Here is a 22,610-nt window from a genome sequence, read left to right on the forward strand (position 1 = left end):
AAGTAACTTGGACCAGTGTTGATCATTTAGCATTGTTCGAGGCATAGCGAGTGTAAAATTGGGTTTGGCGATTTAATTTTACTATCTCGCTATTTTTTTAATCAACAAATGTCAACAGACCCTAATTAAAAGGTAATTGGAATATTTAATGCCAAGAAAAAACCACCTTAAAAGGTGGTTTTTTTATTCAAAGATAAAACTTAAAGCAAGCCAGGATTACCTTGAGCTGGATCAGTTGCACGAGCAGCTTGCGCATCCGCTACAGTTAAGCCTAATGCTTTTGCAACACCTTCACCATAAGCTGGATCACATGTGTAACAGTTACGGATATGACGGTATTTAATGAAGTCGAGTGCATCGCCCATTGCGCCAGCAGTGTTATTAAACAATGCTTGTTTTTGTTCATCATTCATTAAGTTGAATAATGCACGTGGTTGACTGAAATAGTCGCTGTCATCTTCACGATAATCCCACAAGTCAGCATCACCAGTAATTTTCAATGGTGGTTCTTTGTATTGTGGTTGCTCTTGCCATTGGCTGAAGCTGTTTGGTTCATAATGCGGTGTTGCACCATAGTTACCATCCATACGGCCTTGACCATCACGACGGTTGGAATGAACAGGGCAACGTGGTGCATTTACAGGAATTTGGTAATGGTTTACACCCACGCGATAACGTGCAGCATCAGCATAGTTGAATAAACGCGCTTGCAGCATACGGTCAGGTGAGAAGCTAATGCCCGGCACCAAGTTACTTGGTGCAAAAGCGGCTTGTTCAACATCTTGGAAATAGTTTTCAGGGTTACGGTTGAGTTCGAATTCACCCACTTCAATCAACGGATAGTCGCCTTTAGGCCATACTTTGGTTAAATCAAATGGGTGATAAGGTACTTTTTCTGCATCAAGTTCAGGCATAATTTGAACGTACATTTTCCATTTTGGAAAATCGCCGCGTTCAATTGCATTGAACAGATCGGTTTGTGAGCTTTCACGGTCTTTGGCAATAATCGCTTCAGCTTCAGCATCGGTTAAGTTTTTAATGCCTTGTTGAGTGCGCATGTGGAATTTAACCCAGAAGCGTTCATTATTGGCATTAATAAAACTGAAAGTATGACTGCCAAAACCATGCATATGACGGTAACCATCTGGAATACCGCGGTCAGACATCACAATAGTAACTTGGTGTAGAGCTTCAGGTAGTAAAGTCCAAAAATCCCAGTTATTAGTTGCACTACGCTTATTGGTTTTAGGATCGCGTTTTACTGCTTTGTTTAAGTCAGGGAATTTACGAGCATCACGTAGGAAGAAGACAGGGGTGTTATTACCAACTAAATCCCAGTTACCTTCTTCAGTATAGAATTTAAGGGCAAAACCACGAATATCGCGTTCTGCATCTGCAGCACCACGCTCACCCGCTACGGTAGAGAAACGAGCAAAAAGTTCAGTTTTTTTACCAACTTCTGAGAAAATTTTAGCGCGGGTATATTGGGTAATATCGTTAGTCACGGTAAACGTACCGAAAGCACCAGAACCTTTGGCATGCATACGACGCTCTGGAATTACTTCACGAACGAAATTACCGAGTTTTTCATTAAGCCATAGGTCTTGGGCAAGCAAAGGACCACGTGCACCTGCCGTCATACTGTTCTGGTTGTCTACAACAGGAGCACCAGCATCAGTTGTTAGGTGGGTGACAGGACATTTTTTAACGTCGTCGCTCATTGAGTATCTCCATTATTATAATCATGTATTAAAGTTGGGAGTTATAACCCTTCAATTGATAACACGCTCAACAGCACATGACATTAACCGTTTTGTTAATTCATTTTAAAGTGACAATGTGACAACAGTTTTTCTCTCATTCTAAAATTTTTCAAGCAGCAATCAATCGAAGAGAAGTCATAAAACTGTAGCCGTTAAAAGCTTAAAAATCTTTATATACTTATTGACTCTAAAGCTTTCTGTGGCTTTTGACAAATGGAAAAATAGTTTTGAATAAATGGTTAATTCGATGAATCAAGTTATTGAATTTATATTATTTATTTATATATTTTGTTTTAATATTTTATCGATGAATTAAACTCAAATATATCGCTATGATAGGTAGAATAGGACGAAATATCTAAATCCATATTTCTATTATGGATTTTGGCCTTAATATAGGTTTTTTAGCTGATTCTAGTTAATGAAAGACATTTTTATGTTGTTAATATTGGAGAGCTTTTTTAACATTAAAGACATTATTTAATACTTAAAATAAGCTAAAAATACAGCTGAAGAAATATTGGCAAGTGGTCTAAGTTGTTTTAGAAAATTGTAAATAAATTTTTTATGGGGTGATGCTAGTTGGCACACCTATCTTTATTGTTGTCAGGTCAGGTGTTGTCACTCCAGCTTGAATCGATTCCTACATCATATCAACATACTAGGCAACCTTACGTGATCGCATATCGTAGTTGAGGGGGTTAATGGCGAACCCATTTTGACCTCGGGATATATTTTACGCCTAAAAGGATAAGCACTTAAACAAGACTGGACCGTATTGGCATGAGCACATGGCACGACTGTGTGGCTGATACAAGTGCTCCTTCAAGTGATTATACAATGGGCCTGTATATAGTTTGCAACTAGTCATAGATAGTGCAATCGACAGTTGTTTGAGGCATGGCTATGTAGTGGTTGCAACAGATTATAAGGACTGGGTAAGCCAAAACTGCGCCCTCATATGAATGTAGTCAGTTAAGTTTATAACTTGGTGGATTCTGTGCGTGCATTGCATTCTTGGAAGCCGAGGCAATTTAATAAAGACTGGATGGTGATGGGGCATAGTCAATGTGCTGCAGCTGCTATTGCGGTTGCAGCTCAGGGGCAAAAAGATGCGCTTGAATTGAATCTTAAAGCTGCAATACCCTTGGCACCGGGTGGTTATCAATATGAATGTATTGCTGAATACGTAGAAACCAATCCAAATCCAGATACCAATGTAGCGGCATTTTTCCCCATCGTGTTGTTGGGAGCAGCCGAAGCAGATCGATCAATGTAGATCAACAGGTTAGTCCAGATATGAAGTCTTTACTAAATCAGGCCCGTAAACGCTGTTTATCAGAACTAAAAAATTAGTTAAAACAAGCACCTCAGCCAATCTTTTAAAAAATTCAGACTTAAGGCCATCCCTAAGCTATTTAAAACGGCAGTCGATTGAATATATGACCCTAACCGTAACACTGATGTTTGTTTAAGGCGTCGCAGACCATTTGTCGATCACCTTGGTACTCAAAGTTATTACCAGAAAGTGTGCAAATAAAAATTGCCAGTAGTCTATCAGGCGATCCCAAATGGCTATCCTCGGGGTGCATTAGGCCATAGTCCAAAATATACGGCTGAATTTTTAAAGAGCTTACAACTGGCCAGCATTGCAAAGGCGTATAAATGAGACAAGTAAGCTGGCAATAAAAGCTTAACTTCTAAAGCACTTTTATTGACGGATGAACAAAGTGATGAATGATTTTCTTCTACCGTAAAAATGAATTTCCTAAATATCTAAAATAACTGGTTTAAGAGCCGATTTTTTGTAAATAACATGACTTTATTTTATTCACCGATGCATTTGAAACATCATTAGACTTGTCCGCGAAGTCTAATCGCGCAACATATGAATTATATCTCGCTTTAATTCATCCCACTCCCCAAAATCAGGCTCAATCAATAAAGTTTGCGACACAAAGCCATAACACACCCGCTGCATATTTAAAGCCATCTGTTTGAGCTGTTCATCATCCTGTATAAATGGCTCAAGCATACTGCGCCACATTTGCACCATCATGGCATAACTCTTACGGTAACTTTCAATATCTGAAATCTGCCGTTCTAACAAAAACACCTGTGACCATAAAAACTGCTGTGCTTGAATTTGCTCAATTTGAAAATGAATAATTCGCTCTAAATAAGTCTGAAACTTCAAATCTGTGGATAACTTGATCAAGCTATGTGCATAACTTTTTAAGCTTTCCGCATTGTGTTTCACATGTAAATGAATGGTTAGCGCAATCAAATCTTCCTTTTTAGAAAAATATTCATAGAACGTTCCCAAGCCCACGCCTGCAAGGTCGGTAATTTCCCGAATGGTAATTTGGCTGGCAGGACGCTCATGCAAAAGCCGAACAAAACTGTCCTGTAAGGCTTCTTGCGTCAGTTTGGCACGTGATTGACGTGGCTTACGCCGTATTTGAATGGCTGAATGCTTCATATTTTTAAGCGCGGAAAACCGAACGTCTATGCTTTAAATTTTCTCTATACTGAAATGAAAAGCCAACAAGAACAAGCGGAAAATATAGACGATGAATACATTAGAACAGACATGGATGACGCATCAAATCAGCAACCAATTTGATGAACTGGAAAACTACAATCTATTTTCAAGTGATACGGTTTTACATGAAATCTTAAAGCGCTATGGCAGCCACGATCAGCCGATCTTATGCGAAATGGGCAAAGTCGCAGGTTCGAGTGAATACTTTCAGCATGGGGCTTTAGCCAACAAACATACCCCAATTTTACATGCCTTCGATGCTCGTGGTCGCCGTACTGACTTTATCGAATTTCATCCTTCATGGCATAAATGGATGGGACTCAACCGTCAGTTTGATACCCATGCGCATCCTTTTAATCAGCCTAACTCCAAGACTAAATGGGTGGAATGGGCAGCACGTTTTTATCTCGCAGGTCAGGTCGAGTGTGGCAATTTATGTCCGAACTCCATGACGCTGGGCAGTATTCCCTTAATTCAACGTGAACCTGAACTATGGGCGAAAATTGGCGAGAAACTATTATCGACGGAATATGATGAACGTGATGTACCCATCGCGAAGAAAAAGTCGATTTGGCTCGGTATGGGCATGACCGAAAAGCAGGGCGGTTCGGATGTACGCGCCAATGAAACCATTGCCGTGCCTGTAGCAGAAACAGGACGAGGCAAGGCTTATTTGCTCACAGGGCATAAATGGTTTTTCTCTGCGCCGATGTGTGATGCGCATTTGGTGGTGGCAAAAACCGAACAAGATGGCTTGGCGTGTTTCTTTGTACCGCGTTGGTTGGAAGATGGCACGAAGAATAATATTCAGGTGCAACGCCTAAAAGAAAAAGTCGGTAACCGCAGTAATTCAAGCTCGGAAGTCGAATTCAAAAATGCGTGGGGCATTATGATTGGTGAGGCAGGGCGTGGCATTCCAACCATTATTGAAATGGCGAATTACACCCGTCTGACCTGTTCGGTCGGTTCGAGCGCCATGCTGCGTCAAGCTTTGGTGCAATGCATTGCCTATACCCGTCAGCGTCAGGCTTTTGGTAAACATTTGATTGATCAACCGCTTATGCGTGCAGTCTTGGCAGATTTGGCTTTAGAAAGTGAAGCAGCGACGCAGCTCAGTTTCCATTTGGCGCAGTGCTATGAATCGGATGATACTTTGTCTGTGGCATGGAAACGCATCATGACCCCAGCAGCCAAGTTTTGGATTTGTAAGCGTGCCGTAGAGCTAACAGGGGAGATGATGGAAGTCTTTGGCGGCAATGGCTATGTCGATAACGGCATCATGGCGCGCATCTTTAAAGAAGCACCTGTGAATACCATTTGGGAAGGTTCAGGCAATGTCATGTGCCTAGATGTGCTGCGTGCGATTGGGCGTGACCCTGAATCTATTGAAGTGCTGTTTAAAGATTTGGCGAGTACAGCAAGTACAGATGAAAGCTTGCAAACAGAATTGCAGGACTTGTTCAGGTTGTTCCATCAATCACCTGAAGATTTACAATTTATGGGGCGCAGTTTGGTCAGTCGTTTAACGGTACTTGCACAAGCGGTGTTATTGAAACGCTATGCGCCTGATTATGTAGCAAATGGTTTTATTCAAAGCCGCTATAGTGCGAAACATGGGCAAGTGGTGGGCATGCTGGATGCTAAAAAGGTCGATGTAGAGCGAGTATTAGAACGGGCTTTTGCTAGCTAAATACAACGTATTTCCCTCTCTCAATGGGAGAGGGTTAGGGAGAGGGAAATAATGTGGCAAAGCAATTTTTTTTTGGCCTTGGGGCTAACTACGCTGTATCAAAAAGCCATAGGAAAGTGCTTGAAAAAATCTAAAAATAGATCAATATATGCACTACAGTACGAGGGTGCTGTATAGGCAAAAAGGTGAATGCAAATGGCAAAGAAAAAAGTCCTGCCTGAAGTTGAAGTTCGCAACTTTGTGGCAAAACACATGAACGATTTTAACAAAAGCCAAACTTTTGTAGATCGAAAGAAAAATGCAAAACGCGGCTATGCAAAGCACAAAAAAGGGGGATATTCGAATGATTATCTCCCTTTTTATTTCAGTGTATTTTTAAGTTTTCTAGTACGTTAAATTATTCTGCGTCAACATCTGCTTAAATAAATTCCGCATCATATTGCATACGTTTCGCTGTTTGCTTTGCAATCTCTAGGCCATGCAATTTGGCTACAATATAAAGCGATGCATTGATGCCCGAAGAAATCCCTGCAGCAGTAATAATTTTGCCATCATCGACATATTTCACATCGCTGAGCACTTCAACTTGAGGGAATTCTTGCGTGAGTCGTGGAATATCCATCCAGTGCGTAGTGGCTTTTAAACCATTCAGCAAACCAGCTTCTGCCAAAATAAAGGCACCTGTACAAATTGAAAATGTCAGTTGAGCCTGTGCATGACGCTACAGCAGCCATTCTCTTAATCGTTGGCTATACATCTCGATAGTCGCCGCACCGAGACCACATGGAATGACCAATAGATCAGTATGCGGGGCTGTGTCTAAGGTGTAATGGCTTTTGACCACCAAACCATTACGTGCCGTAATTTCGGGCTGCTCAGAAACGGTAAATACATTAAATAACTTTTGTTGCTCTGAGCAGCTACAAATTGAGAACACTTCAAAAGGGCCTGCAAAATCTAAGACTTCAACCTCGTTGAATACTAAGATAGCTACGTTCATTCAGATGGTTCCATGCGGCATTTAAAGCATTGGTTTTGAGTTGAAATGTAGAGCCCTAAAACACGACTTATTTTGAAAATAAGTTTTCAAACATTTTGTTGAATGTGGATTTTTGTTGCGGTCTAGACGCTGTACTTTGATGTTTTTCTGCGTCATTGGTTTGCTGGAGTACGTGTTCCACTTGACTGGTCAATTGCTCAAACCATGTTGAGTCAGTGTGATGCGTCTGGTTTAGCTGTTTGGCGCGCTGTGCAGCCAGTACCGATGGATCATTTTTACCTAAGCGGCGCTGCTGTGACGCAGTAATTTCTATACCGAGTAAGGGGGGAATACGAGAGCGGCTGACCGGAGCTTTGGATTTTGTTGGCTTGGTTGGGCGTATATTGACTTGTTGTGCTTGGGACGGTCTAGGTCGAGTTGAGGATACTTTTTCAATCGGTGTATCGTGTTGCAGCTCTAACATTTTTTGTTTGAGTTGCGGATGGATCTTTGTCATATAAAAGGCAATTGCGACAAAAGCCAGAAAAAATAAAAAATCCATCATCACCTCATTTTATTATTTTACATGAGTGTTCTTAAGCACTCACGATTCGGGTTGCCGATTTCACCATATCACCAAGACCATGAGTCTTGAAGTAGTACTCCATCATGCTTTTCACCATCAGTGGATTATTCATGCTCAAAGCACGATCCAAGAGCTCTTTTGCATCTGGCATCGGCACATGGCAGATGGCTTTACGGACTTTGAGGATATTACTCGAACTCATCGATAGGGTATTAAAGCCCATCGCCATCAGTAAAATAGCTGTGAGTGGATCACCGGCCATTTCTCCACAAATACTAATCGGCTTGTCGTATTTATGACATTCTTGCACCAAGCGAGTCAGCGCACGAAGTACGGCTGGGTGTGAGTGTGAATAGACATTGGCAACCCGTGGGTTATTACGGTCAACCGCAAGTAAGTATTGGGTTAAATCGTTAGATCCGACCGAGAAGAAGTCAACCAATTCAGCAAACTCATCGATCTGTAACAGCACACTCGGCACTTCGACCATGATGCCGATTTTGGGTTTGGTAATTTTCACCTGTTCTTCTTCTTGCACCGCTTGCCAGTCACGATCGAGCAAATACAACGCTTCTTCGACTTCGCTGACACTGGTCACCATCGGCAGCAATATATGCAAGTTGTTCAGGCCAATACTGGCTTTGAGCATGGCACGAATTTGGGCTGAAAAAATCTCAGGATGATCGAGGGTAAAGCGAATTCCACGCCAACCCAGTGCTGAGTTTTCTTCTTCAATCGAGAAATAAGGAAGGTCTTTATCTGCACCAATATCGAGGGTACGCATCACCACTGGTTTATTGGCAAAATGACTGAGCTGTTGACGATAAATAGCGCGCTGTTCTTCTTCACCAGGGAAGCGATCACGCAGCATAAATGGAATTTCAGAACGGTATAGACCGACACCTTTGGCGCCACGTTGTACACCGCGAACCACATCGATCATCAAGCCAGTATTTACAAACAATCGAACTGCAACACCGTCAGGGGTGATGGCATCTTTGGTTTCGTATTGCTTCAGATCTTTAGCAATTTGCTCTTCTTCTTTTTGAATCTCTTTATAACGTGTGCGTAAACGACGAGGTGGATTGATGAATACACGACCTTGATGTGCATCGACAATCATTTCGACATCATCGAGGGTATTAATTGGTAGTTCAGTCACACCGACTACGGTTGGAATACCGAGGGCACGTGCCACAATCACCATGTGTGAGTTCATGGCACCTTCAGTGGTTACAATCGCCGCTATTTTATCGACAGGGAGTTCAACCAAGGCAGCCGTAGAAATTTCCTCACCAATTAAAATGCTTTCATCGGTGATTTCACGGTGACTGGCATCTGCTTCTTGCAAAAAGGCCAAGATACGACGCCCTAGATCTTTTAAGTCTGAAACACGTTCGCGGAGATAGTCATCTTCCATCTGTGCAAAGAGCGCAATATGTTTATCAATAACAATGCGTACCGAACCTTGTGCCCAGTTACCGTCACGAATTTCACTTTTGATTTCCGCGGGGAGGGCATTGGCATCGAGCATCCGCAAGAACACGCTAAATAATGCCCGCTCTTCGGCCATGAGGGCATCTTGCATCTTTTCATCGAGAGACAAAATTTCTTGACGAACTGCGTCTATGGCATTGTCGAGTAATTCGAGTTCTTCACTGATGTCATCGGCTTCACGATCGGGGACTGAAGCCAAATCAGCAGGTGGATACAGGATGACTGCACGACCTAGCGCAATACCGCCTGAACCTGAAATACCTTGGAAAGTTTTATAGGCAGGGAGGTTGTTTGGTTTACGAAAGACTTCAATATTCCCGACGGCATGTGCATGGGCAATCACCCCTGAAAGTTGAGCGCACAGGGTCACGAGGAAAGATTCGGCAGCTTCGCTAAAGTCTTGAGGCTCTTTGTTTTGAACCACCAAGACGCCCATAACTTTACGGCGATACATCACCGGAACACCGAGGAAGGAATTGTAAATTTCTTCCCCCGTTTCTGGCAGATACATAAAGCGTTCGTGTTTGGGTGCATTGTCTAAGTTGACGATTTCTTCACGTTGTCCAACTAAGCCGACCAAACCCTCACTGGTATGCAAAGAGACATGCCCAACGGCTTCAGGGTTTAAACCCTTAGAAGCCATTAGTAAATAACGATGATTTCGTTCATCAAGCAAGTAGATTGAGCAGACATCCACATGCATGGCTTCGGCCACTTGATTGACCATAATGTCTAAAGATTCATGCAAACTGGCCGACGCATTAATCTCTTGGACTATGCGTCTTAAGGTATCCAGTTGCATGTTCGACATCGTGTTTGCTCCAAAATTTATTCTGCTTTATTTATAACAACACTCATCCTAAAAATCTGCATCCATTCTGCAAATTTTTACGGTTTTTGCGGAAGCTGATTGCACAGCTCCACCATGGCTTTACGATATACATCGCGTTTAAAATTCACCACTTGACCCAAAGGGTACCAATAGCTGACCCATTGCCATTGATCAAACTCAGGTGGATCTGACAAATCCAGCTGAATATGCTGTGCTGAAGCTGTCAGTTTCAATAAAAACCACTTTTGCTTTTGACCAATACAAACGGGGTCTGAATCCGTACGTATATACCGATGTGGCAAACGATAGCGCAACCACCCTTGGGTTTGTGCTATCACCTGGACGTGTTCGGGCAGTAAGCCAACTTCTTCTCTCAGCTCACGGTAAAGTGCCTGTTCGGGGGTTTCTCCATGTTGGATACCTCCTTGTGGAAATTGCCAGGCATTGTGACCAATGCGCTTTGCCCATAAAACTTGTCCAATGTCGTTTGCCAAAATGATCCCGACGTTGGGTCGGAAACCTTCTGAATCGATCATTTGGCTACCTAAATATTGTGTAATTTATGACTTTGCTCACGGGGACGTTTTATTTCTGTGTCCATCTCGAAAAAGCAAAGTGTAAAAATGTTAAAATTGTTATGATCTTAACGAATTTCTATCGACTAGCGGAGATAGATTTACAATTTTTTTCTTAAATTTCAGCTTTTACGAGTATTTTCATGAAATTGGCACTGTTTGACCTTGATCACACCTTATTAAATACCGACTCAGACCATTCTTGGGGGGAGTTTTTGGTCAATGAAGGCTTGGTTGATCCAATTCGTCATCGTGCCATGAATGACAAATTTTATGATGATTATAAAAAAGGCCAGCTTGACCCGATTGCTTATAACGAATTTGTATTTGAGTTTTTAACCCAACATGACAATGCCTACTTAACTGAGTTACATCAGTTGTTTATGAAAAAAGTTATTCGTGCGCAAATGCGTCCTGAGGGCTTTGCTGCCATTCAGCGCCATCAAGATGCAGGACATCAATTGGTCGGGATCACCGCAACGTCTGATTTTATTACCGCACCGATTTTTCGTGAATTTGGTATTACTGAAATCATTGCGACCAATGCCGAAGTTGTGGATGGTAAATATACGGGTAAAGTGATTAATACTCCGTGCTACCAAAAGGGCAAATTAGTCCGTTTGAATCAATGGTTAGAAGGTCGTGATGTGACAGAATCTTGGGCCTATTCAGATTCAATCAATGATCGATTCTTATTGGAATATGCGGATCATGCAATTGCAATTAACCCAGATGACCGTTTAGAAGTCCTTGCAAAAGAACAAGGTTGGGACATTCAAGACTGGTCAATTCAAGCCTAAAAATAGATATGATAAAAAAGCATCTTGAGATGCTTTTTTATTTGATGTTCTTTTGATTAACCCTCGACTCACTTATTTGAACTATCGCTCCGTATGCAGACAGAAGCTTCTTTTAAACATTTAATTCAAATCTTTATTGGGCCACGTGCTCAATCTTATTTAAATTTCATTGAACAACAAGTTGGACAGAACAATGGTCTGAGTTGGGCAGGGCTAATTTTTGGACCCTATTGGTTACTCTATCGAAAGATGTACCGCTATTTCTTCTTATTCTTTGCGGTTGGTTTTTTGATTAGCATGTTGGCACTCATCATCGGTGTGCCTGAACAAGTCTTGATGGGGCTGTCATTGATTCCTAACCTCATACTCGCAGGGATCGGAAAGTGGCTTTATAGCGATTTTGCTGTGCAAAAGACCAAAGCCTATATGCAGCAGCCGAAATATAGTGAACAGGTGTTTGCTGAAGAAGGAGGAGTGAACTGGGGGCTGCCTTTATTGTTGGTATTTATTCAATCTGTCGTGATGATTATGCTCAGTTTGCCTTTTATTCAATTTTCACCGCTATAGAATTCTGTAATTGAGTGCGTGTTCGTTCCGTGTTATATCCTTAAAACAGAATAATTTTGTATCCATAAACAATAAGTTTTAACACGGAGAATGACAATGAGTGTACGTCCACGCATGACTCATCTATTTGAACAACTGGGTTTAGATTCGAGTGAAGACGCGATTGCTTTATTTATCGTGACGCATCAACTCAGTGCCCAAACTAAAATTACCGAAGCAGATTATTGGACAGATGCTCAGCGCCAGTTCTTGGCCGAAAAAATTAAGTCAGATGGTGAGTGGGCGATTATTGTCGATCAATTGAATGAATCATTACATGAAGATTCATTGACGAAATAAAACCGACAGGTCTTCCTTGGTTTTTTTAATGGGATCGGCTGAAATAGGCGATCCCATTTTTAATGAAAAACTGATGTTACGTACGTAAAAGTTATTTCGTGTTTTTAAAATGATTTTTAAGTCTATTCAACGAAGTCTTACATCTAGGAATTGAATAAATTGATTGGCCTTCGGCTGGAGGTACTTTTGTTTCGGCAAAAGTACCCAAAACCATTGTCATCCGCAAAACTCGTTCACTACCGTCTAATTATTCAAAGTATCGCAAAAACATTTTTGATGAGAAGTAGTCCTATCTCAAACACTTGCGGATGACCTTGCCGCGTATCGTTCTTATATTTGAATCAAATTGCACTTCTGATGTTACTGTATAACATCAGTGAAAAGAGGTTGAACTTTCACAATAAGTAAGAGCATCTATTGCTGACCTTGAGCCAAGCTACAAATATTGATGGCAGATTTGAAGGTCACTGCATTGTATATGATGACTATTCAACAAGGACTGTTCAACACTTGGCTAATCAAATCATTCGCTTTTTCTAAATGCTCAAACAGATCACTAAAAAAAGCCACCATAACGGTGGCTTGATTAATAATTGAATTTTGTAGGTAAAAATTCAATTAGATGTGTTTCATCAATTCAACCAGCTTTTGTGCAGCAAGTGACTGAGTACGGCCTGGGTGCCATACCATGCCCAATTGACGATTCATGTTTGAAGGTAAATTCAGTTGTTTTAAATCTTGGTTCAATAAGGTTTTAGGAAGGACAGACCAACCGAGACCAATGGAAACCAACATACGAATCGACTCAAGTGAGTTATTGCTCATGGTAACTTTTGGCTTGAGTCCATACTTTTCAAACTCAGCCAAGGTAATTTGACTGGTATAGGTTTGCGCTGCAGGTAAAAGACTTGGGTATTGGATCAAATCCTCTAAGGTCAAATGTTCGACTTGCGCCAAAGGATGGAAAGGCGCAACCACGAATACCAGTGGATCATTCCATGTCGTGATGTATTTTAAACGGCTGTCACCTTGTGGTGGTAAAGTCAAAAATGCCAACTCTAAGTCACCTGCCAAAACTTGCTCATGGGCTTGTTCAGAATCAACAAAGTGTACATCTAAGGTCACTTCTGGAAACTGTTGTACATATTGACGCAAATGCGCCGGTAAATGGTGTAAGCCGATATGATGGCTAGTGCCAATTTTCAGTTTACCTTGAACCTGACCTTGCTCATGGCTGAGCGTATGGTGAATATCGCCCAACTCATTCAGCCAGCTTTTTACTTTTGGCAAGAGAGAGTTTGCCGCATGCGTCGCTTGAACACCACGACCCGCCGATTCAAAAAGTTTGACACCGAAGTATTCTTCTAAACTGTGAATACGCTTGGTCACAGCAGGTTGCGTAATGAAGAGCTGATCTGCTGCCAAAGAGATCGAACCAGTTTCCATGACTTTTACAAAGGCTTCAAAGGCTGCGAGATTCATCTTCATTCCTATAAAGAATTTTTATGCGTAGTCTCATTGTTATAATATTTTAAGAATAAATCAAAGGAAAAGTTGTATCTTTTGATTTAAAACTAGGCGTTCAAGCCAGATGACGCTTTAAATCTGAGGGGATTTTCAGGGTTCAATAGTGTTATTTGAGTACTTGGTCACTGCATGATTTAAGATTGGGCTGTGACATTTTCAGCTCAAATGCGCTGTTACAAAGTTATTTTTTAAACCGAAACCGCAGTTATGCATAATATAAAAAATACAGGGCTGGAAAGTAATTCAACCGTTTGAATTAAAGAGGAGCGATGACGTTTCTTTTTAATTCAGTATTGAACTAAAACAAAAAAATGAACTCAAGTTTTGATGGCTTGGGGAACATACTTTTCAGTGAATAATTATAGCAACAGGTACAGTCATGGCTGCATCGATTAGCAATGTTGTACCTCACAGGGAGAAGGCGATGGATATTAAACACATTAAAAATTTATTGGATATTTTTGAAGGGACAGTCGAAAAGCGCTGTGCAATATATGAAATCGCAGATGACGAAGACGACGAAAACCGTGCAGCTGCCGAGTGTAATGCGGCAAAAAACAAACTGATTCTTGCGATAGAACAATTGATCGAGGCGCATGATCAGCTGGTCTTACAACAAAAACCCAAGCTTTGATGATCTGTCTACAATTGAATCTATAGGATGAAATGAATAGAAAGTTAAAGTGGATAGAGTAAAAGAACGTTTTAAGGTCATTAAAAAAACCACCGTGATGGTGGTTTTTTTACAAGGAGCAGGATTGGATTAAGCGGGGATATTTTCCTCTACAGCTTTATCTTTCTTTTCCCATGCTTTTTCGTGGAAGAAAAAAGCAACCGCTTGAACAGTTGGTTCAAGTAAACTTAAGGTAATGGCCATTGCAATACTGCCTGTCACGTAATAACCAACCAACATCGCAACCGTGATATGCATAATGTAATAGCTCAAGGTTTTTTTGAACATGCGCTGATTATTTTCGACGAACTTGTTAATGTGTGCCATGAGAATGCTCCTTGTTAAATTGATAAATCTTGGCAATGAGTTAATAATAATGATTCTTATTTGCAATGTAAAAGAGAAAATTCAATTTATGATCATTGAATTTCTAAATCACTGCTTAAAAATGGCAGAAAGTGATCAAAAAGTCGGAGAAAATTCTAAAGTTTCATCTGCTGAAAGTATTGAAGTGAGCGTGTTTTGAACGCATCAATGGTGATTAAAATGCAGCGGAAATCAGCAGTTAAATATCATTCCTATAAGTTTTTAAACTAATAAAAATGATAAATTAGATTTATGTGAATACGTGGTTATAATCGATTTAACGAAAGAATTTACCCAGTCCAGTGGAGCAAATCGACATGGCAGGCGAAACCCAAAAAGCGGAAACCCAAATAAAAAAAACCTTGTATGACAAATTGTGGGATGACCATCTAGTAAAACAACGAGATGATGGCTCTTCATTATTGTATATCGACCGTCATTTATTGCATGAAGTGACTTCTCCACAAGCCTTTGAAGGGCTACAACTTGCAGGTCGTAAACCATGGCGTTTAAGCGCTAACGTGGCAACGCCAGACCATAACGTACCTACGTCTACTAAGGAGCGTGCTGAAGGTATTGCGGGTATTGAAGATGATACCTCACGTATCCAAGTGCAAACTTTAGATGACAACTGTAAAACCTTTAATGTTGCCCAGTTTGACATCAACGATGTACGCCAAGGGATCGCGCATGTAGTTGGGCCTGAACAAGGTTTAACGTTGCCGGGTATGACCGTGGTGTGTGGTGATTCACATACTGCAACGCATGGTGCATTTGGCTGCTTGGCACATGGTATCGGCACATCTGAAGTTGAACATGTGTTGGCGACTCAATGCTTAGTTCAAAAGAAAATGAAGAACATGTTGGTGCGTGTTGACGGTCAATTGGGTCAAGGCGTAACTCCTAAAGACGTGGTTTTAGCAATTATCGGTAAAATCGGTACGGCAGGTGGTACAGGTCACGCAATTGAGTTTGGTGGTCAAGTATTCCGTGATATGTCGATCGAAGGTCGTATGACGGTGTGTAACATGGCGATCGAAGGTGGCGCGCGCGTGGGTATGGTGGCTGTCGATGACAAAACCATTGCCTATGTAAAAGACCGTCCATATGCACCGAAGGGCGAACAGTGGGATGCTGCAGTAGAATATTGGAAGACTTTAGTGTCTGATGAAGGCGCGCATTTTGATACTGTTGTGGTGTTGCAAGGTGAAGAGATTGAGCCACAAGTGTCTTGGGGGACTTCTCCTGAGATGGTGATTCCTGTATCTCAAGCAGTGCCAACTTTAGAACAAGCTAAAGATGACGTACAGCGTAATGACTGGACACGTGCATACAACTACATGGGCTTAGAAGCGGGTCAGGCATTGGCTGATATTCAATTAGACCGTGTATTTATTGGTTCATGTACCAACTCACGCATCGAAGATATTCGTGCAGCGGCTGAAGTGGCCAAAGGCAAAAAAGTGGCGGCATCGATTAAACAAGCCATGGTGGTTCCGGGTTCAGGTTTAGTTAAAGCACAAGCAGAAGCAGAAGGCTTAGATAAAATCTTAATTGAAGCAGGCTTTGAATGGCGTGAGCCGGGTTGCTCAATGTGTTTGGCAATGAATGCTGACAAGTTGCAACCGGGTGAGCACTGTGCATCAACGTCTAACCGTAACTTCGAAGGTCGTCAAGGTAATGGTGGTCGTACGCATTTGGTGAGTCCAGCAATGGCAGCAGCTGCGGCAATTGCAGGTCACTTTGTGGATGTGCGTACATTCTAGTTTAAGCCCTCATCTCAACCTTCTCCCTGAGGGAGAAGGAGTTCCCTCTCCTTTTAGGAGAGGGTTAGGGAGAGGTCACGGATTCAGTGAGAAATAAACATGAAAAAATATACCGTTGAACAAGGTATCGTTGCACCATTAGACCGTGCCAATGTGGATACAGATTTAATCATTCCAAAGCAGTTTTTAAAATCAATTAAGCGTACTGGCTTTGGTGCCAACTTATTTGATGAGTTGCGCTATTTGGATGAAGGCTATTTAGGTCAAGACATTTCAAAACGTCCAATTAACCCCGATTTCGAATTGAATAAACCGCGTTATCAAGGTGCGTCGATTTTGATCTCTCGTGCAAACTTTGGTTGTGGTTCGAGCCGTGAGCATGCGCCTTGGGCATTAGAAGAATATGGTTTCCGTACTGTCATTGCACCAAGCTATGCGGACATTTTCTTTAATAACAGCTTTAAAAATGGCATGTTGCCAGTGATCTTGTCTGAAGAGATCGTCGATCAGTTATTTAAAGAATGTACTGCATCTGAAGGCTATCAATTAACCATTGATTTGGCTGCGCAAGAAGTACGTACACCGAGTGGTGAAGCATTTACATTTGAAGTCGATCCATTCCGTAAACACTGCTTATTGAATGGCTTGGATGATATCGGTTTAACCTTACAAGCAGCCGATGATATCCGCGCTTATGAAGAAAAAACCAAAGCATCTCGCCCTTGGGTATTTGCAGACATTAAAGCTTAAGTCAGTGTCATTGTAGAACTTCTTAGTAGTCAGTCGGCTTAAGTCTTGCTAATATCAGGCGAAACAAAATTTATACGTTAGCCAGAATTTATCAGGTTGGGTTCGAAAAATGAAAAAGTTCTTCGGTCAGCTGGTTGTAACGGGAGCGCTGTTCGCAACGCTCTCTGCCTGTCAAAGCTTTGACACGGCACGCATTAAAAATGTGAAAGAAACTGAAAGTACAAAAAATAATGCTCTGATTTACTGTGCAGGTACAGCGCATTGTGAATTTGAGCGTTTTGATCAAATACAGGTGGTTGATCCAAATAATCAACATGTACAACGTGCTGCGATTAAAGCAGGCATTGTACGGTTGAATGGTCGTTCATTGTCTGAGCCTAATCCTTTGTATTTGTCTGTACCTTCAGGTCAGCATGAAGTCGTGATTCGCTATTATCCAATTTCTCAGGAAAAAGCAGAGCGCTTGCATGTCATTCACAACTTTAGGTCCAAACACGAGTACACCTTTAAAATGTACCGAGAGCGTTCAAAAAACACAGGCAGTTTACTGGATAAATCTGCGCCTGATCCGCTCTGTGTAGACTTAAAGCAAGGTGCAAAAACGATTCGACGTTTCTGCCGACCCTACAATGTCCTCACAGGACTTGGTGAGTTTGTAGAAAAGAAACTTTAAATCTGACTGGTAATCAAGCCAGCGTATAAATGGAAAGACTCATGTCAAAACATATTTTGATTTTACCAGGTGATGGTATTGGTCCTGAAATCGTGAAAGCGGCTGAACAAGTGCTGACACGTGTAAACGAGAAATTCAACTTAGGTTTGACTTGGGAACAAGGTCTTTTAGGTGGTGCAGCGATCGATGCGCACGGTTCACCTTATCCAGAAGTAACAGCAGCACAAGCGAAGACTGCTGATGCGATTTTATTGGGTGCAGTGGGTGGTCCTAAGTGGGATACCATTGAGCGTTCAATTCGTCCAGAACGTGGCCTATTAAAAATTCGTTCAGAATTAAATTTATTTGCTAATTTACGTCCAGCAATTCTTTATCCGCAGCTTGCAGATGCGTCGAGCTTAAAACCTGAAATCGTAGCAGGTTTGGATATCTTGATCGTACGTGAGTTAACTGGCGGGATCTATTTTGGTCAACCACGTGGTATTCGTGAACTCGAAAACGGCGAAAAACAAGGTTTCAATACTGACGTATATGCAGAATCTGAAATCAAGCGTATTGCCAAAGTTGCTTTTGAAATGGCGAACTTACGTGGTGGTAAAGTGTGTTCAGTGGATAAAGCCAATGTACTAGAAGTGACTGAGCTTTGGAAACAAACTGTAACTGCGTTAAAAGAAGAGCAATATCCTGAAATTAACTTGTCTCATATGTATGTTGACAATGCTGCAATGCAATTGGTTCGTGCGCCAAAACAATTTGATGTGATCGTGACTGGTAACTTGTTCGGCGATATCTTGTCTGATGAAGCGGCAATGTTAACCGGTTCTATCGGCATGTTGCCATCGGCTTCTTTAGATGAAAATGGTAAAGGCATGTATGAACCTTGCCACGGTTCAGCGCCAGACATCGCAGGTCAAAACATTGCGAACCCATTAGCAACGATTCTGTCTGTTGCTATGATGCTACGTTATACCTTCCGTGAAGAAGCTGCGGCGAAAGCAATTGAAGATGCAGTAGGTAACGTCTTAGATCAAGGCTTACGTACAGGTGACATCATGTCAGAAGGCAGTACTCAAGTCGGTACTGTTGAAATGGGTCAAGCTGTAGTTTCTGCATTGAACTAATGGCGAATCAAAAAACGCAGCGTTTATGCTGCGTTTTTTTGTGCCTAGAAATTATCAATCCTAGAATTGATGCGTTAACAGGTGCGACCAGTTAATCGGACATCAGTTGCAATATTATGCTTTAAGCTAAATTGAATAAGGCAGTTTAACTCAACCTCATAGCGTGTATTTCCACTGGGAATCGGCACAGCAGCGCCGCTGCCCATGCCCATCGCAGGATTTTCCGCCATCGGTAAAGGAATACTGATCGGGCGTGCGACACGATAAAGGAGGTAGTCCGAACTGACCTCTACGGGAGAGGTTCTTTGATAGCCGAGTTTGCTGAGGTCGAGTTCTGCTTGAATCGTTTGGCTCGATTGACCAATAAATGAGGCTAAATAGCGTTCACGTTCAACGGATGAGAGAGTTGAAGTCGTGGTACAGCCAGCCAATAACACAATGCTTAGAACGCAACCCATGCTCAATGTGGGGTGAATAAAATGGTGATCTTCGTAAACCTGATGTTCCAAAATAAATTTCATGGATCAGCTCCTCACGAAATAAATTCAGTTTAGTCAGATTGGTCTGTATAACACTGTAGTCATTTGATACACGGTCATCCGAGCAGGATTAGCCTCTAGTATTCAAATACAGGATCAACAAGCTTTACCGACATAGTCAATGGATTCAACGATTTGGTTGCGTAATTTGAACTCGATTTTACATTCCATATCGACAGTGATTCCACCTTTAGACGGCGTTGGGATAGGTGCGCCCATGGCTATACTGGTGCCGATATTTGGTGTACCTATTGGGATTGGCATCGAGCGTACAATCGTATAGCTAAGTTTTTCATTGCTTTGTACAGGTGCTCCCATCACTTTGTAGCCCAATTGACTTAAGTTGAGCTCTTTACGAACTTGATCAGCTGGCTGTCCAATATCGTGTTGTAGGGATTGATTGAGTTGCTTTTGGCCTGTCGTGGCACAAGCAACTCAAAAGACAGCACCGACTAATCCTAGATGTTTCATATGATTTTATATCCTTATATTTTAAATTTTTTAATCGAATTTTTATGTTTTTAGACTGTAAAGGAAAGCAAATTTGCAGTCAATTTTTATCATTGCATTGAAATAGATACAAAAAAAAGCCACTTATAAAGTGGCTTTTTCGCTTCGCTAAAACTTAGCGCGCACGGTAAGTGATACGACCCTTAGTCAAATCATAAGGTGTCATTTCTACTTTAACACTGTCGCCAGTCAAAATACGGATATAGTGTTTACGCATTTTGCCAGAGATGTGAGCAATCACTTCATGACCGTTTTCTAAACGTACACGGAACATAGTATTAGGAAGCGTCTCGGTGACAACGCCTTCGAACTCGATGAGTTCCTCTTTATTGGCCATAGCCTACCTGAATGAATAAATTAGCAAGGCGCAAATTATAGTCAATTTTTTTTCAGAATACAAGCCGTAAAAGGCTTTGAACTGATCGACTGTCAGTAAAATAAGCGAACAATTTAGTTAAATATTTTCAACAAAAAATGTGCAGTAACTGTTGTCAGTTTGGTCAATCGCAGTTAATCTAAAATCAATCTTTTTAGGTATAAATGAAGTACATACAAGGAAGGTTCTGGAGTGGGTCAGCTAACTGATGCATCTGTTGTGTTGCGTTTAGGGTATCAAGCGATTCGTCGTGCCGGATTGCCAACAGAAGAAATTTTAACAAAAGCGGGTGTGGCATTAAATCAGGTTGAAACCAATGACCGTACCCCATTGAATGCGCAATTTGCGTTCTGGGTGGCTGCAGAAGAAGTCAGTAAAGATCCTGATATTGGTTTGCATCTGGGAGAGCATTTGCCTTTATATCGAGGGCAGGTGATTGAACACTTATTTATATCATCTGAGAATTTTGGTGAAGGTTTAAAGCGGGCTTTGGCGTATCAACGCTTAATCAGCGATGCCTTTCATGCGCAATTGGTGATAGAAGATGACCGCTGCTATTTGACCAATGGTCATCAGCCTTGGGCAGAAAATATCGTGAATCGTCATTTTTCTGAATGCGCGATGTCCGGTGTTTTGCGTTTCTTTAAGTTTATTACTGAAGGGCGTTTTCAGCCGATTTATATCGACTTTAACTTTAGTCAGGGCGCGCCAGATGATGAGTATTTCCGTGTTTATGAATGCCCTGTGAGCTTAGGGCAAAAAGAAACCCGATTGTATTTTGATCCGGCTATTTTAGAGTATCAATTGTGGCAGGCAGAACCTGAGTTATTACAATTGCATGAGCAGTTAGCGATTGAAAAACTTCAGGAGTTGGCGCGTTATGATTTGGTTGGTGAAGTTCGCCGTGCTATTGGTTCAACGCTTGAAAGTGGTGAAACCACACTCGAAACGGTCGCTGCACAGCTCAACATTACCCCACGTCGTTTACGGACTCAGTTGTCAGAAGCCAATACCAGTTTTCAGCAAATTTTGTCAGACTATCGCTGTCGTTTGGCTAAAAAATTATTGGCCAATACCAATGAAAGTGTGGAGCGCATTGTTTACTTAACGGGTTTTTCTGAGCCAAGTACGTTCTATCGCGCATTTAAACGCTGGACCAATGAAACGCCTGTGGAATACCGTAAGCGGAAGCAGCGTTAAGGTTGATCTTCGATAAAATCCTTCCCTAAACAGAATCCCCCCCTTTGAAAGGGGTACTTTCATTTTTAGAACCTAGCAATGGCGAAAATGACACTCATCCCTCTGTGAAAGGGAGGTTGGGAGGAATTTTTTATTCAGGCATATTTAACCAATGAGGTCCCAGCGGAACTTGAGGAAGTTCAAACTGTGCTGGATAGTCTGCATGGATAAAATACAGCCCATCGGGCGGTGCGGTGACACCAGCTGCTTTTCGGTCTTCAGCCGCAAAAATGTCGTCAATATGGTCAACGTCATACATACCTTGCCCAATTTCCAATAAACAGCCCATGATGTTACGCACCATGTGATGTAAAAAACCATCGGCCTGAATATCTAGGACTAAGTAACATCCGTGTTGGATCAAGCGACAATGGCTGACATGACGAACTGGCTGATTGGACTGACAGGCTGCGGCACGGAAGCTTTCGAAATTATGAGTGCCTTCAAATTTGGCCGCGGCACGTTGCATTTTCAGCACATCTAGCTTGGTATAAACATGGGTCACTTGCTTATGTAATAAAGCTGGACGCTGTGGATTATTATAAACCACATAGCGATAACGACGTGCTTGCGCTTTAAAGCGGGCATGGAAGTCCTGATCCATTTCCTTAATCCATTGGATGGAAATATCACGGGGTAATTGGCTATTGCTGCCCATTAACCATCCACGAATGGGACGAATCGCCTGAGTATCGAAATGTGCCACCATATTGGTTGCATGGACGCCGGCATCTGTTCGGCCAGCGCCGTGCAACATGATTGGCTCATTGGCCACTTTGCTGAGGACGGTTTCAATGGTTTCTTGCACGCTTGGTACGCCCGGTTGCTGAGTTTGCCAGCCCTTGTATTGCATGCCACAAAACTCAATCCCAATCGCAAAACGTTGCATAGTTACCT

Annotated in this window: 25 protein-coding genes; 12 read left to right on the forward strand and 13 right to left on the reverse strand. The window is 41.8% G+C overall.

From position 1 onward, the window contains the following. Nucleotides 1-200: 200 nt before the first annotated feature. Complete coding sequence (locus tag FTU77_RS09040; protein ID WP_180055605.1) at nt 201-1,721, reverse strand: catalase; 1,521 nt, start codon at nt 1,719-1,721, stop codon at nt 201-203. Nucleotides 1,722-2,763: 1,042 nt separating this feature from the next. Between FTU77_RS09040 and FTU77_RS16165 the strand changes: the two genes are divergently transcribed. Next, nucleotides 2,764-3,042, forward strand: a complete 279-nt coding sequence (locus tag FTU77_RS16165) for a hypothetical protein (RefSeq protein ID WP_180055606.1) — start codon at nt 2,764-2,766, stop codon at nt 3,040-3,042. A 594-nt stretch (nt 3,043-3,636) separates the two neighbouring features. Here the strand turns inward: FTU77_RS16165 and FTU77_RS09050 are convergent. Next, nucleotides 3,637-4,245, reverse strand: coding sequence for a TetR/AcrR family transcriptional regulator (locus FTU77_RS09050; protein ID WP_180002945.1), 609 nt, complete (start codon nt 4,243-4,245; stop codon nt 3,637-3,639). Between the two features lie 91 nt (nt 4,246-4,336). Between FTU77_RS09050 and FTU77_RS09055 the strand changes: the two genes are divergently transcribed. Both FTU77_RS09055 and FTU77_RS09060 read left to right on the forward strand, forming a co-directional pair. After that, entirely contained in the window at nt 4,337-5,998 is a 1,662-nt protein-coding gene (locus FTU77_RS09055; RefSeq protein WP_180055607.1) for an acyl-CoA dehydrogenase family protein, read from the forward strand. Nucleotides 5,999-6,193: 195 nt separating this feature from the next. After that, the gene (locus FTU77_RS09060; protein WP_078189843.1) at nt 6,194-6,394 is read left to right on the forward strand and encodes a hypothetical protein; all 201 of its coding nucleotides are present in this window, start codon (nt 6,194-6,196) and stop codon (nt 6,392-6,394) included. A 22-nt stretch (nt 6,395-6,416) separates the two neighbouring features. On the opposite strand, the gene FTU77_RS15980 is transcribed toward FTU77_RS09060, so the two are convergent. From FTU77_RS15980 to FTU77_RS09080, 5 genes are all read right to left on the reverse strand, one after another. Then, on the reverse strand, nt 6,417-6,701 hold the full coding sequence (locus FTU77_RS15980; RefSeq protein ID WP_257222220.1) for a DJ-1/PfpI family protein: 285 nt from the start codon (nt 6,699-6,701) through the stop codon (nt 6,417-6,419). 18 nt (nt 6,702-6,719) lie between these two features. Next, a complete protein-coding gene (locus tag FTU77_RS15985) occupies nt 6,720-6,998 on the reverse strand; it encodes a hypothetical protein (protein ID WP_257222219.1) in 279 nt (92 codons plus the stop codon). Between the two features lie 67 nt (nt 6,999-7,065). Then, a complete protein-coding gene (locus FTU77_RS09070; protein ID WP_180055608.1) occupies nt 7,066-7,494 on the reverse strand; it encodes a hypothetical protein in 429 nt (142 codons plus the stop codon). Between the two features lie 79 nt (nt 7,495-7,573). Then, nucleotides 7,574-9,871, reverse strand: a complete 2,298-nt coding sequence (gene ptsP, locus FTU77_RS09075; RefSeq protein ID WP_180005299.1) for a phosphoenolpyruvate--protein phosphotransferase — start codon at nt 9,869-9,871, stop codon at nt 7,574-7,576. 77 nt (nt 9,872-9,948) lie between these two features. Beyond that, on the reverse strand, nt 9,949-10,428 hold the full coding sequence (locus tag FTU77_RS09080; protein WP_078189729.1) for an RNA pyrophosphohydrolase: 480 nt from the start codon (nt 10,426-10,428) through the stop codon (nt 9,949-9,951). Nucleotides 10,429-10,610: 182 nt separating this feature from the next. Here FTU77_RS09080 and FTU77_RS09085 point away from each other — a divergent pair, with 182 nt between their 5' ends. From FTU77_RS09085 to FTU77_RS09095, 3 genes are all read left to right on the forward strand, one after another. Further along, nucleotides 10,611-11,267, forward strand: a complete 657-nt coding sequence (locus FTU77_RS09085; RefSeq protein WP_180055609.1) for an HAD family phosphatase — start codon at nt 10,611-10,613, stop codon at nt 11,265-11,267. A gap of 93 nt (nt 11,268-11,360) precedes the next feature. Next, nucleotides 11,361-11,834, forward strand: a complete 474-nt coding sequence (locus tag FTU77_RS09090; RefSeq protein ID WP_180055610.1) for a DUF2628 domain-containing protein — start codon at nt 11,361-11,363, stop codon at nt 11,832-11,834. A 96-nt stretch (nt 11,835-11,930) separates the two neighbouring features. Further along, nucleotides 11,931-12,173, forward strand: coding sequence for a DUF2789 family protein (locus tag FTU77_RS09095; RefSeq protein WP_078189726.1), 243 nt, complete (start codon nt 11,931-11,933; stop codon nt 12,171-12,173). Nucleotides 12,174-12,791: 618 nt separating this feature from the next. Here FTU77_RS09095 and FTU77_RS09100 read toward each other — a convergent pair. Then, a complete protein-coding gene (locus tag FTU77_RS09100; RefSeq protein WP_078189725.1) occupies nt 12,792-13,655 on the reverse strand; it encodes a LysR family transcriptional regulator in 864 nt (287 codons plus the stop codon). Nucleotides 13,656-14,124: 469 nt separating this feature from the next. On the opposite strand from FTU77_RS09100, the gene FTU77_RS09105 reads away from it, so the two are divergent. Beyond that, nucleotides 14,125-14,334 (forward strand): hypothetical protein, encoded by a 210-nt coding sequence (locus FTU77_RS09105; RefSeq protein WP_180005297.1) that lies wholly within the window; start codon nt 14,125-14,127, stop codon nt 14,332-14,334. A 129-nt stretch (nt 14,335-14,463) separates the two neighbouring features. On the opposite strand, the gene FTU77_RS09110 is transcribed toward FTU77_RS09105, so the two are convergent. Further along, nucleotides 14,464-14,700: a DUF2061 domain-containing protein gene (locus FTU77_RS09110; RefSeq protein ID WP_078192757.1), complete on the reverse strand. Its 237-nt coding sequence runs from the start codon at nt 14,698-14,700 to the stop codon at nt 14,464-14,466. Between the two features lie 356 nt (nt 14,701-15,056). Between FTU77_RS09110 and leuC the strand changes: the two genes are divergently transcribed. The 4 genes from leuC to leuB all read left to right on the forward strand — a co-directional run bounded on the left by leuC (nt 15,057) and on the right by leuB (nt 19,049). Beyond that, nucleotides 15,057-16,505 (forward strand): 3-isopropylmalate dehydratase large subunit, encoded by a 1,449-nt coding sequence (gene leuC, locus FTU77_RS09115; RefSeq protein ID WP_180055611.1) that lies wholly within the window; start codon nt 15,057-15,059, stop codon nt 16,503-16,505. Between the two features lie 99 nt (nt 16,506-16,604). Then, nucleotides 16,605-17,255, forward strand: a complete 651-nt coding sequence (gene leuD / locus FTU77_RS09120) for a 3-isopropylmalate dehydratase small subunit (RefSeq protein ID WP_180055612.1) — start codon at nt 16,605-16,607, stop codon at nt 17,253-17,255. 109 nt (nt 17,256-17,364) lie between these two features. Beyond that, the gene (locus FTU77_RS09125; protein WP_168377913.1) at nt 17,365-17,928 is read left to right on the forward strand and encodes a hypothetical protein; all 564 of its coding nucleotides are present in this window, start codon (nt 17,365-17,367) and stop codon (nt 17,926-17,928) included. A 41-nt stretch (nt 17,929-17,969) separates the two neighbouring features. Next, the gene (gene leuB / locus FTU77_RS09130; RefSeq protein ID WP_078192754.1) at nt 17,970-19,049 is read left to right on the forward strand and encodes a 3-isopropylmalate dehydrogenase; all 1,080 of its coding nucleotides are present in this window, start codon (nt 17,970-17,972) and stop codon (nt 19,047-19,049) included. 74 nt (nt 19,050-19,123) lie between these two features. Here the strand turns inward: leuB and FTU77_RS09135 are convergent, their stop codons facing one another. From FTU77_RS09135 to infA, 3 genes are all read right to left on the reverse strand, one after another. Then, the gene (locus FTU77_RS09135) at nt 19,124-19,570 is read right to left on the reverse strand and encodes a hypothetical protein (protein ID WP_373685819.1); all 447 of its coding nucleotides are present in this window, start codon (nt 19,568-19,570) and stop codon (nt 19,124-19,126) included. A gap of 114 nt (nt 19,571-19,684) precedes the next feature. Further along, nucleotides 19,685-19,909: a hypothetical protein gene (locus FTU77_RS15990; RefSeq protein WP_257222218.1), complete on the reverse strand. Its 225-nt coding sequence runs from the start codon at nt 19,907-19,909 to the stop codon at nt 19,685-19,687. 304 nt (nt 19,910-20,213) lie between these two features. Continuing rightward, nucleotides 20,214-20,435, reverse strand: a complete 222-nt coding sequence (infA, locus tag FTU77_RS09145) for a translation initiation factor IF-1 (protein WP_001284370.1) — start codon at nt 20,433-20,435, stop codon at nt 20,214-20,216. Between the two features lie 231 nt (nt 20,436-20,666). Here infA and FTU77_RS09150 point away from each other — a divergent pair, with 231 nt between their 5' ends. Further along, entirely contained in the window at nt 20,667-21,674 is a 1,008-nt protein-coding gene (locus tag FTU77_RS09150) for an AraC family transcriptional regulator (RefSeq protein ID WP_078189717.1), read from the forward strand. 130 nt (nt 21,675-21,804) lie between these two features. Here the strand turns inward: FTU77_RS09150 and truA are convergent, their stop codons facing one another. After that, a complete protein-coding gene (gene truA, locus FTU77_RS09155) occupies nt 21,805-22,602 on the reverse strand; it encodes a tRNA pseudouridine(38-40) synthase TruA (protein ID WP_180055613.1) in 798 nt (265 codons plus the stop codon). Nucleotides 22,603-22,610: the final 8 nt, after the last annotated feature.

The sequence above is a fragment of the Acinetobacter sp. YH12142 genome (genome assembly GCF_013418435.1).
In the GTDB taxonomy this organism is placed as follows: Bacteria; Pseudomonadota; Gammaproteobacteria; order Pseudomonadales; family Moraxellaceae; genus Acinetobacter; species Acinetobacter amyesii.

Coding starts and splice junctions, on each gene's coding strand:
- FTU77_RS09040 (WP_180055605.1), bottom strand. CDS start 1,721: ATGAGCGACGACGTTAAAAAATGTCCTGTCACCCACCTAACAACTGAT.
- FTU77_RS09050 (WP_180002945.1), bottom strand. CDS start 4,245: ATGAAGCATTCAGCCATTCAAATACGGCGTAAGCCACGTCAATCACGT.
- FTU77_RS09055 (WP_180055607.1), top strand. CDS start 4,337: ATGAATACATTAGAACAGACATGGATGACGCATCAAATCAGCAACCAA.
- FTU77_RS09060 (WP_078189843.1), top strand. CDS start 6,194: ATGGCAAAGAAAAAAGTCCTGCCTGAAGTTGAAGTTCGCAACTTTGTG.
- FTU77_RS15985 (WP_257222219.1), bottom strand. CDS start 6,998: ATGAACGTAGCTATCTTAGTATTCAACGAGGTTGAAGTCTTAGATTTT.
- FTU77_RS09070 (WP_180055608.1), bottom strand. CDS start 7,494: ATGACAAAGATCCATCCGCAACTCAAACAAAAAATGTTAGAGCTGCAA.
- ptsP (WP_180005299.1), bottom strand. CDS start 9,871: ATGTCGAACATGCAACTGGATACCTTAAGACGCATAGTCCAAGAGATT.
- FTU77_RS09080 (WP_078189729.1), bottom strand. CDS start 10,428: ATGATCGATTCAGAAGGTTTCCGACCCAACGTCGGGATCATTTTGGCA.
- FTU77_RS09085 (WP_180055609.1), top strand. CDS start 10,611: ATGAAATTGGCACTGTTTGACCTTGATCACACCTTATTAAATACCGAC.
- FTU77_RS09090 (WP_180055610.1), top strand. CDS start 11,361: ATGCAGACAGAAGCTTCTTTTAAACATTTAATTCAAATCTTTATTGGG.
- FTU77_RS09095 (WP_078189726.1), top strand. CDS start 11,931: ATGAGTGTACGTCCACGCATGACTCATCTATTTGAACAACTGGGTTTA.
- FTU77_RS09100 (WP_078189725.1), bottom strand. CDS start 13,655: ATGAATCTCGCAGCCTTTGAAGCCTTTGTAAAAGTCATGGAAACTGGT.
- FTU77_RS09105 (WP_180005297.1), top strand. CDS start 14,125: ATGGATATTAAACACATTAAAAATTTATTGGATATTTTTGAAGGGACA.
- FTU77_RS09110 (WP_078192757.1), bottom strand. CDS start 14,700: ATGGCACACATTAACAAGTTCGTCGAAAATAATCAGCGCATGTTCAAA.
- leuC (WP_180055611.1), top strand. CDS start 15,057: ATGGCAGGCGAAACCCAAAAAGCGGAAACCCAAATAAAAAAAACCTTG.
- leuD (WP_180055612.1), top strand. CDS start 16,605: ATGAAAAAATATACCGTTGAACAAGGTATCGTTGCACCATTAGACCGT.
- FTU77_RS09125 (WP_168377913.1), top strand. CDS start 17,365: ATGAAAAAGTTCTTCGGTCAGCTGGTTGTAACGGGAGCGCTGTTCGCA.
- leuB (WP_078192754.1), top strand. CDS start 17,970: ATGTCAAAACATATTTTGATTTTACCAGGTGATGGTATTGGTCCTGAA.
- FTU77_RS09135 (WP_373685819.1), bottom strand. CDS start 19,570: ATGAAATTTATTTTGGAACATCAGGTTTACGAAGATCACCATTTTATT.
- infA (WP_001284370.1), bottom strand. CDS start 20,435: ATGGCCAATAAAGAGGAACTCATCGAGTTCGAAGGCGTTGTCACCGAG.
- truA (WP_180055613.1), bottom strand. CDS start 22,602: ATGCAACGTTTTGCGATTGGGATTGAGTTTTGTGGCATGCAATACAAG.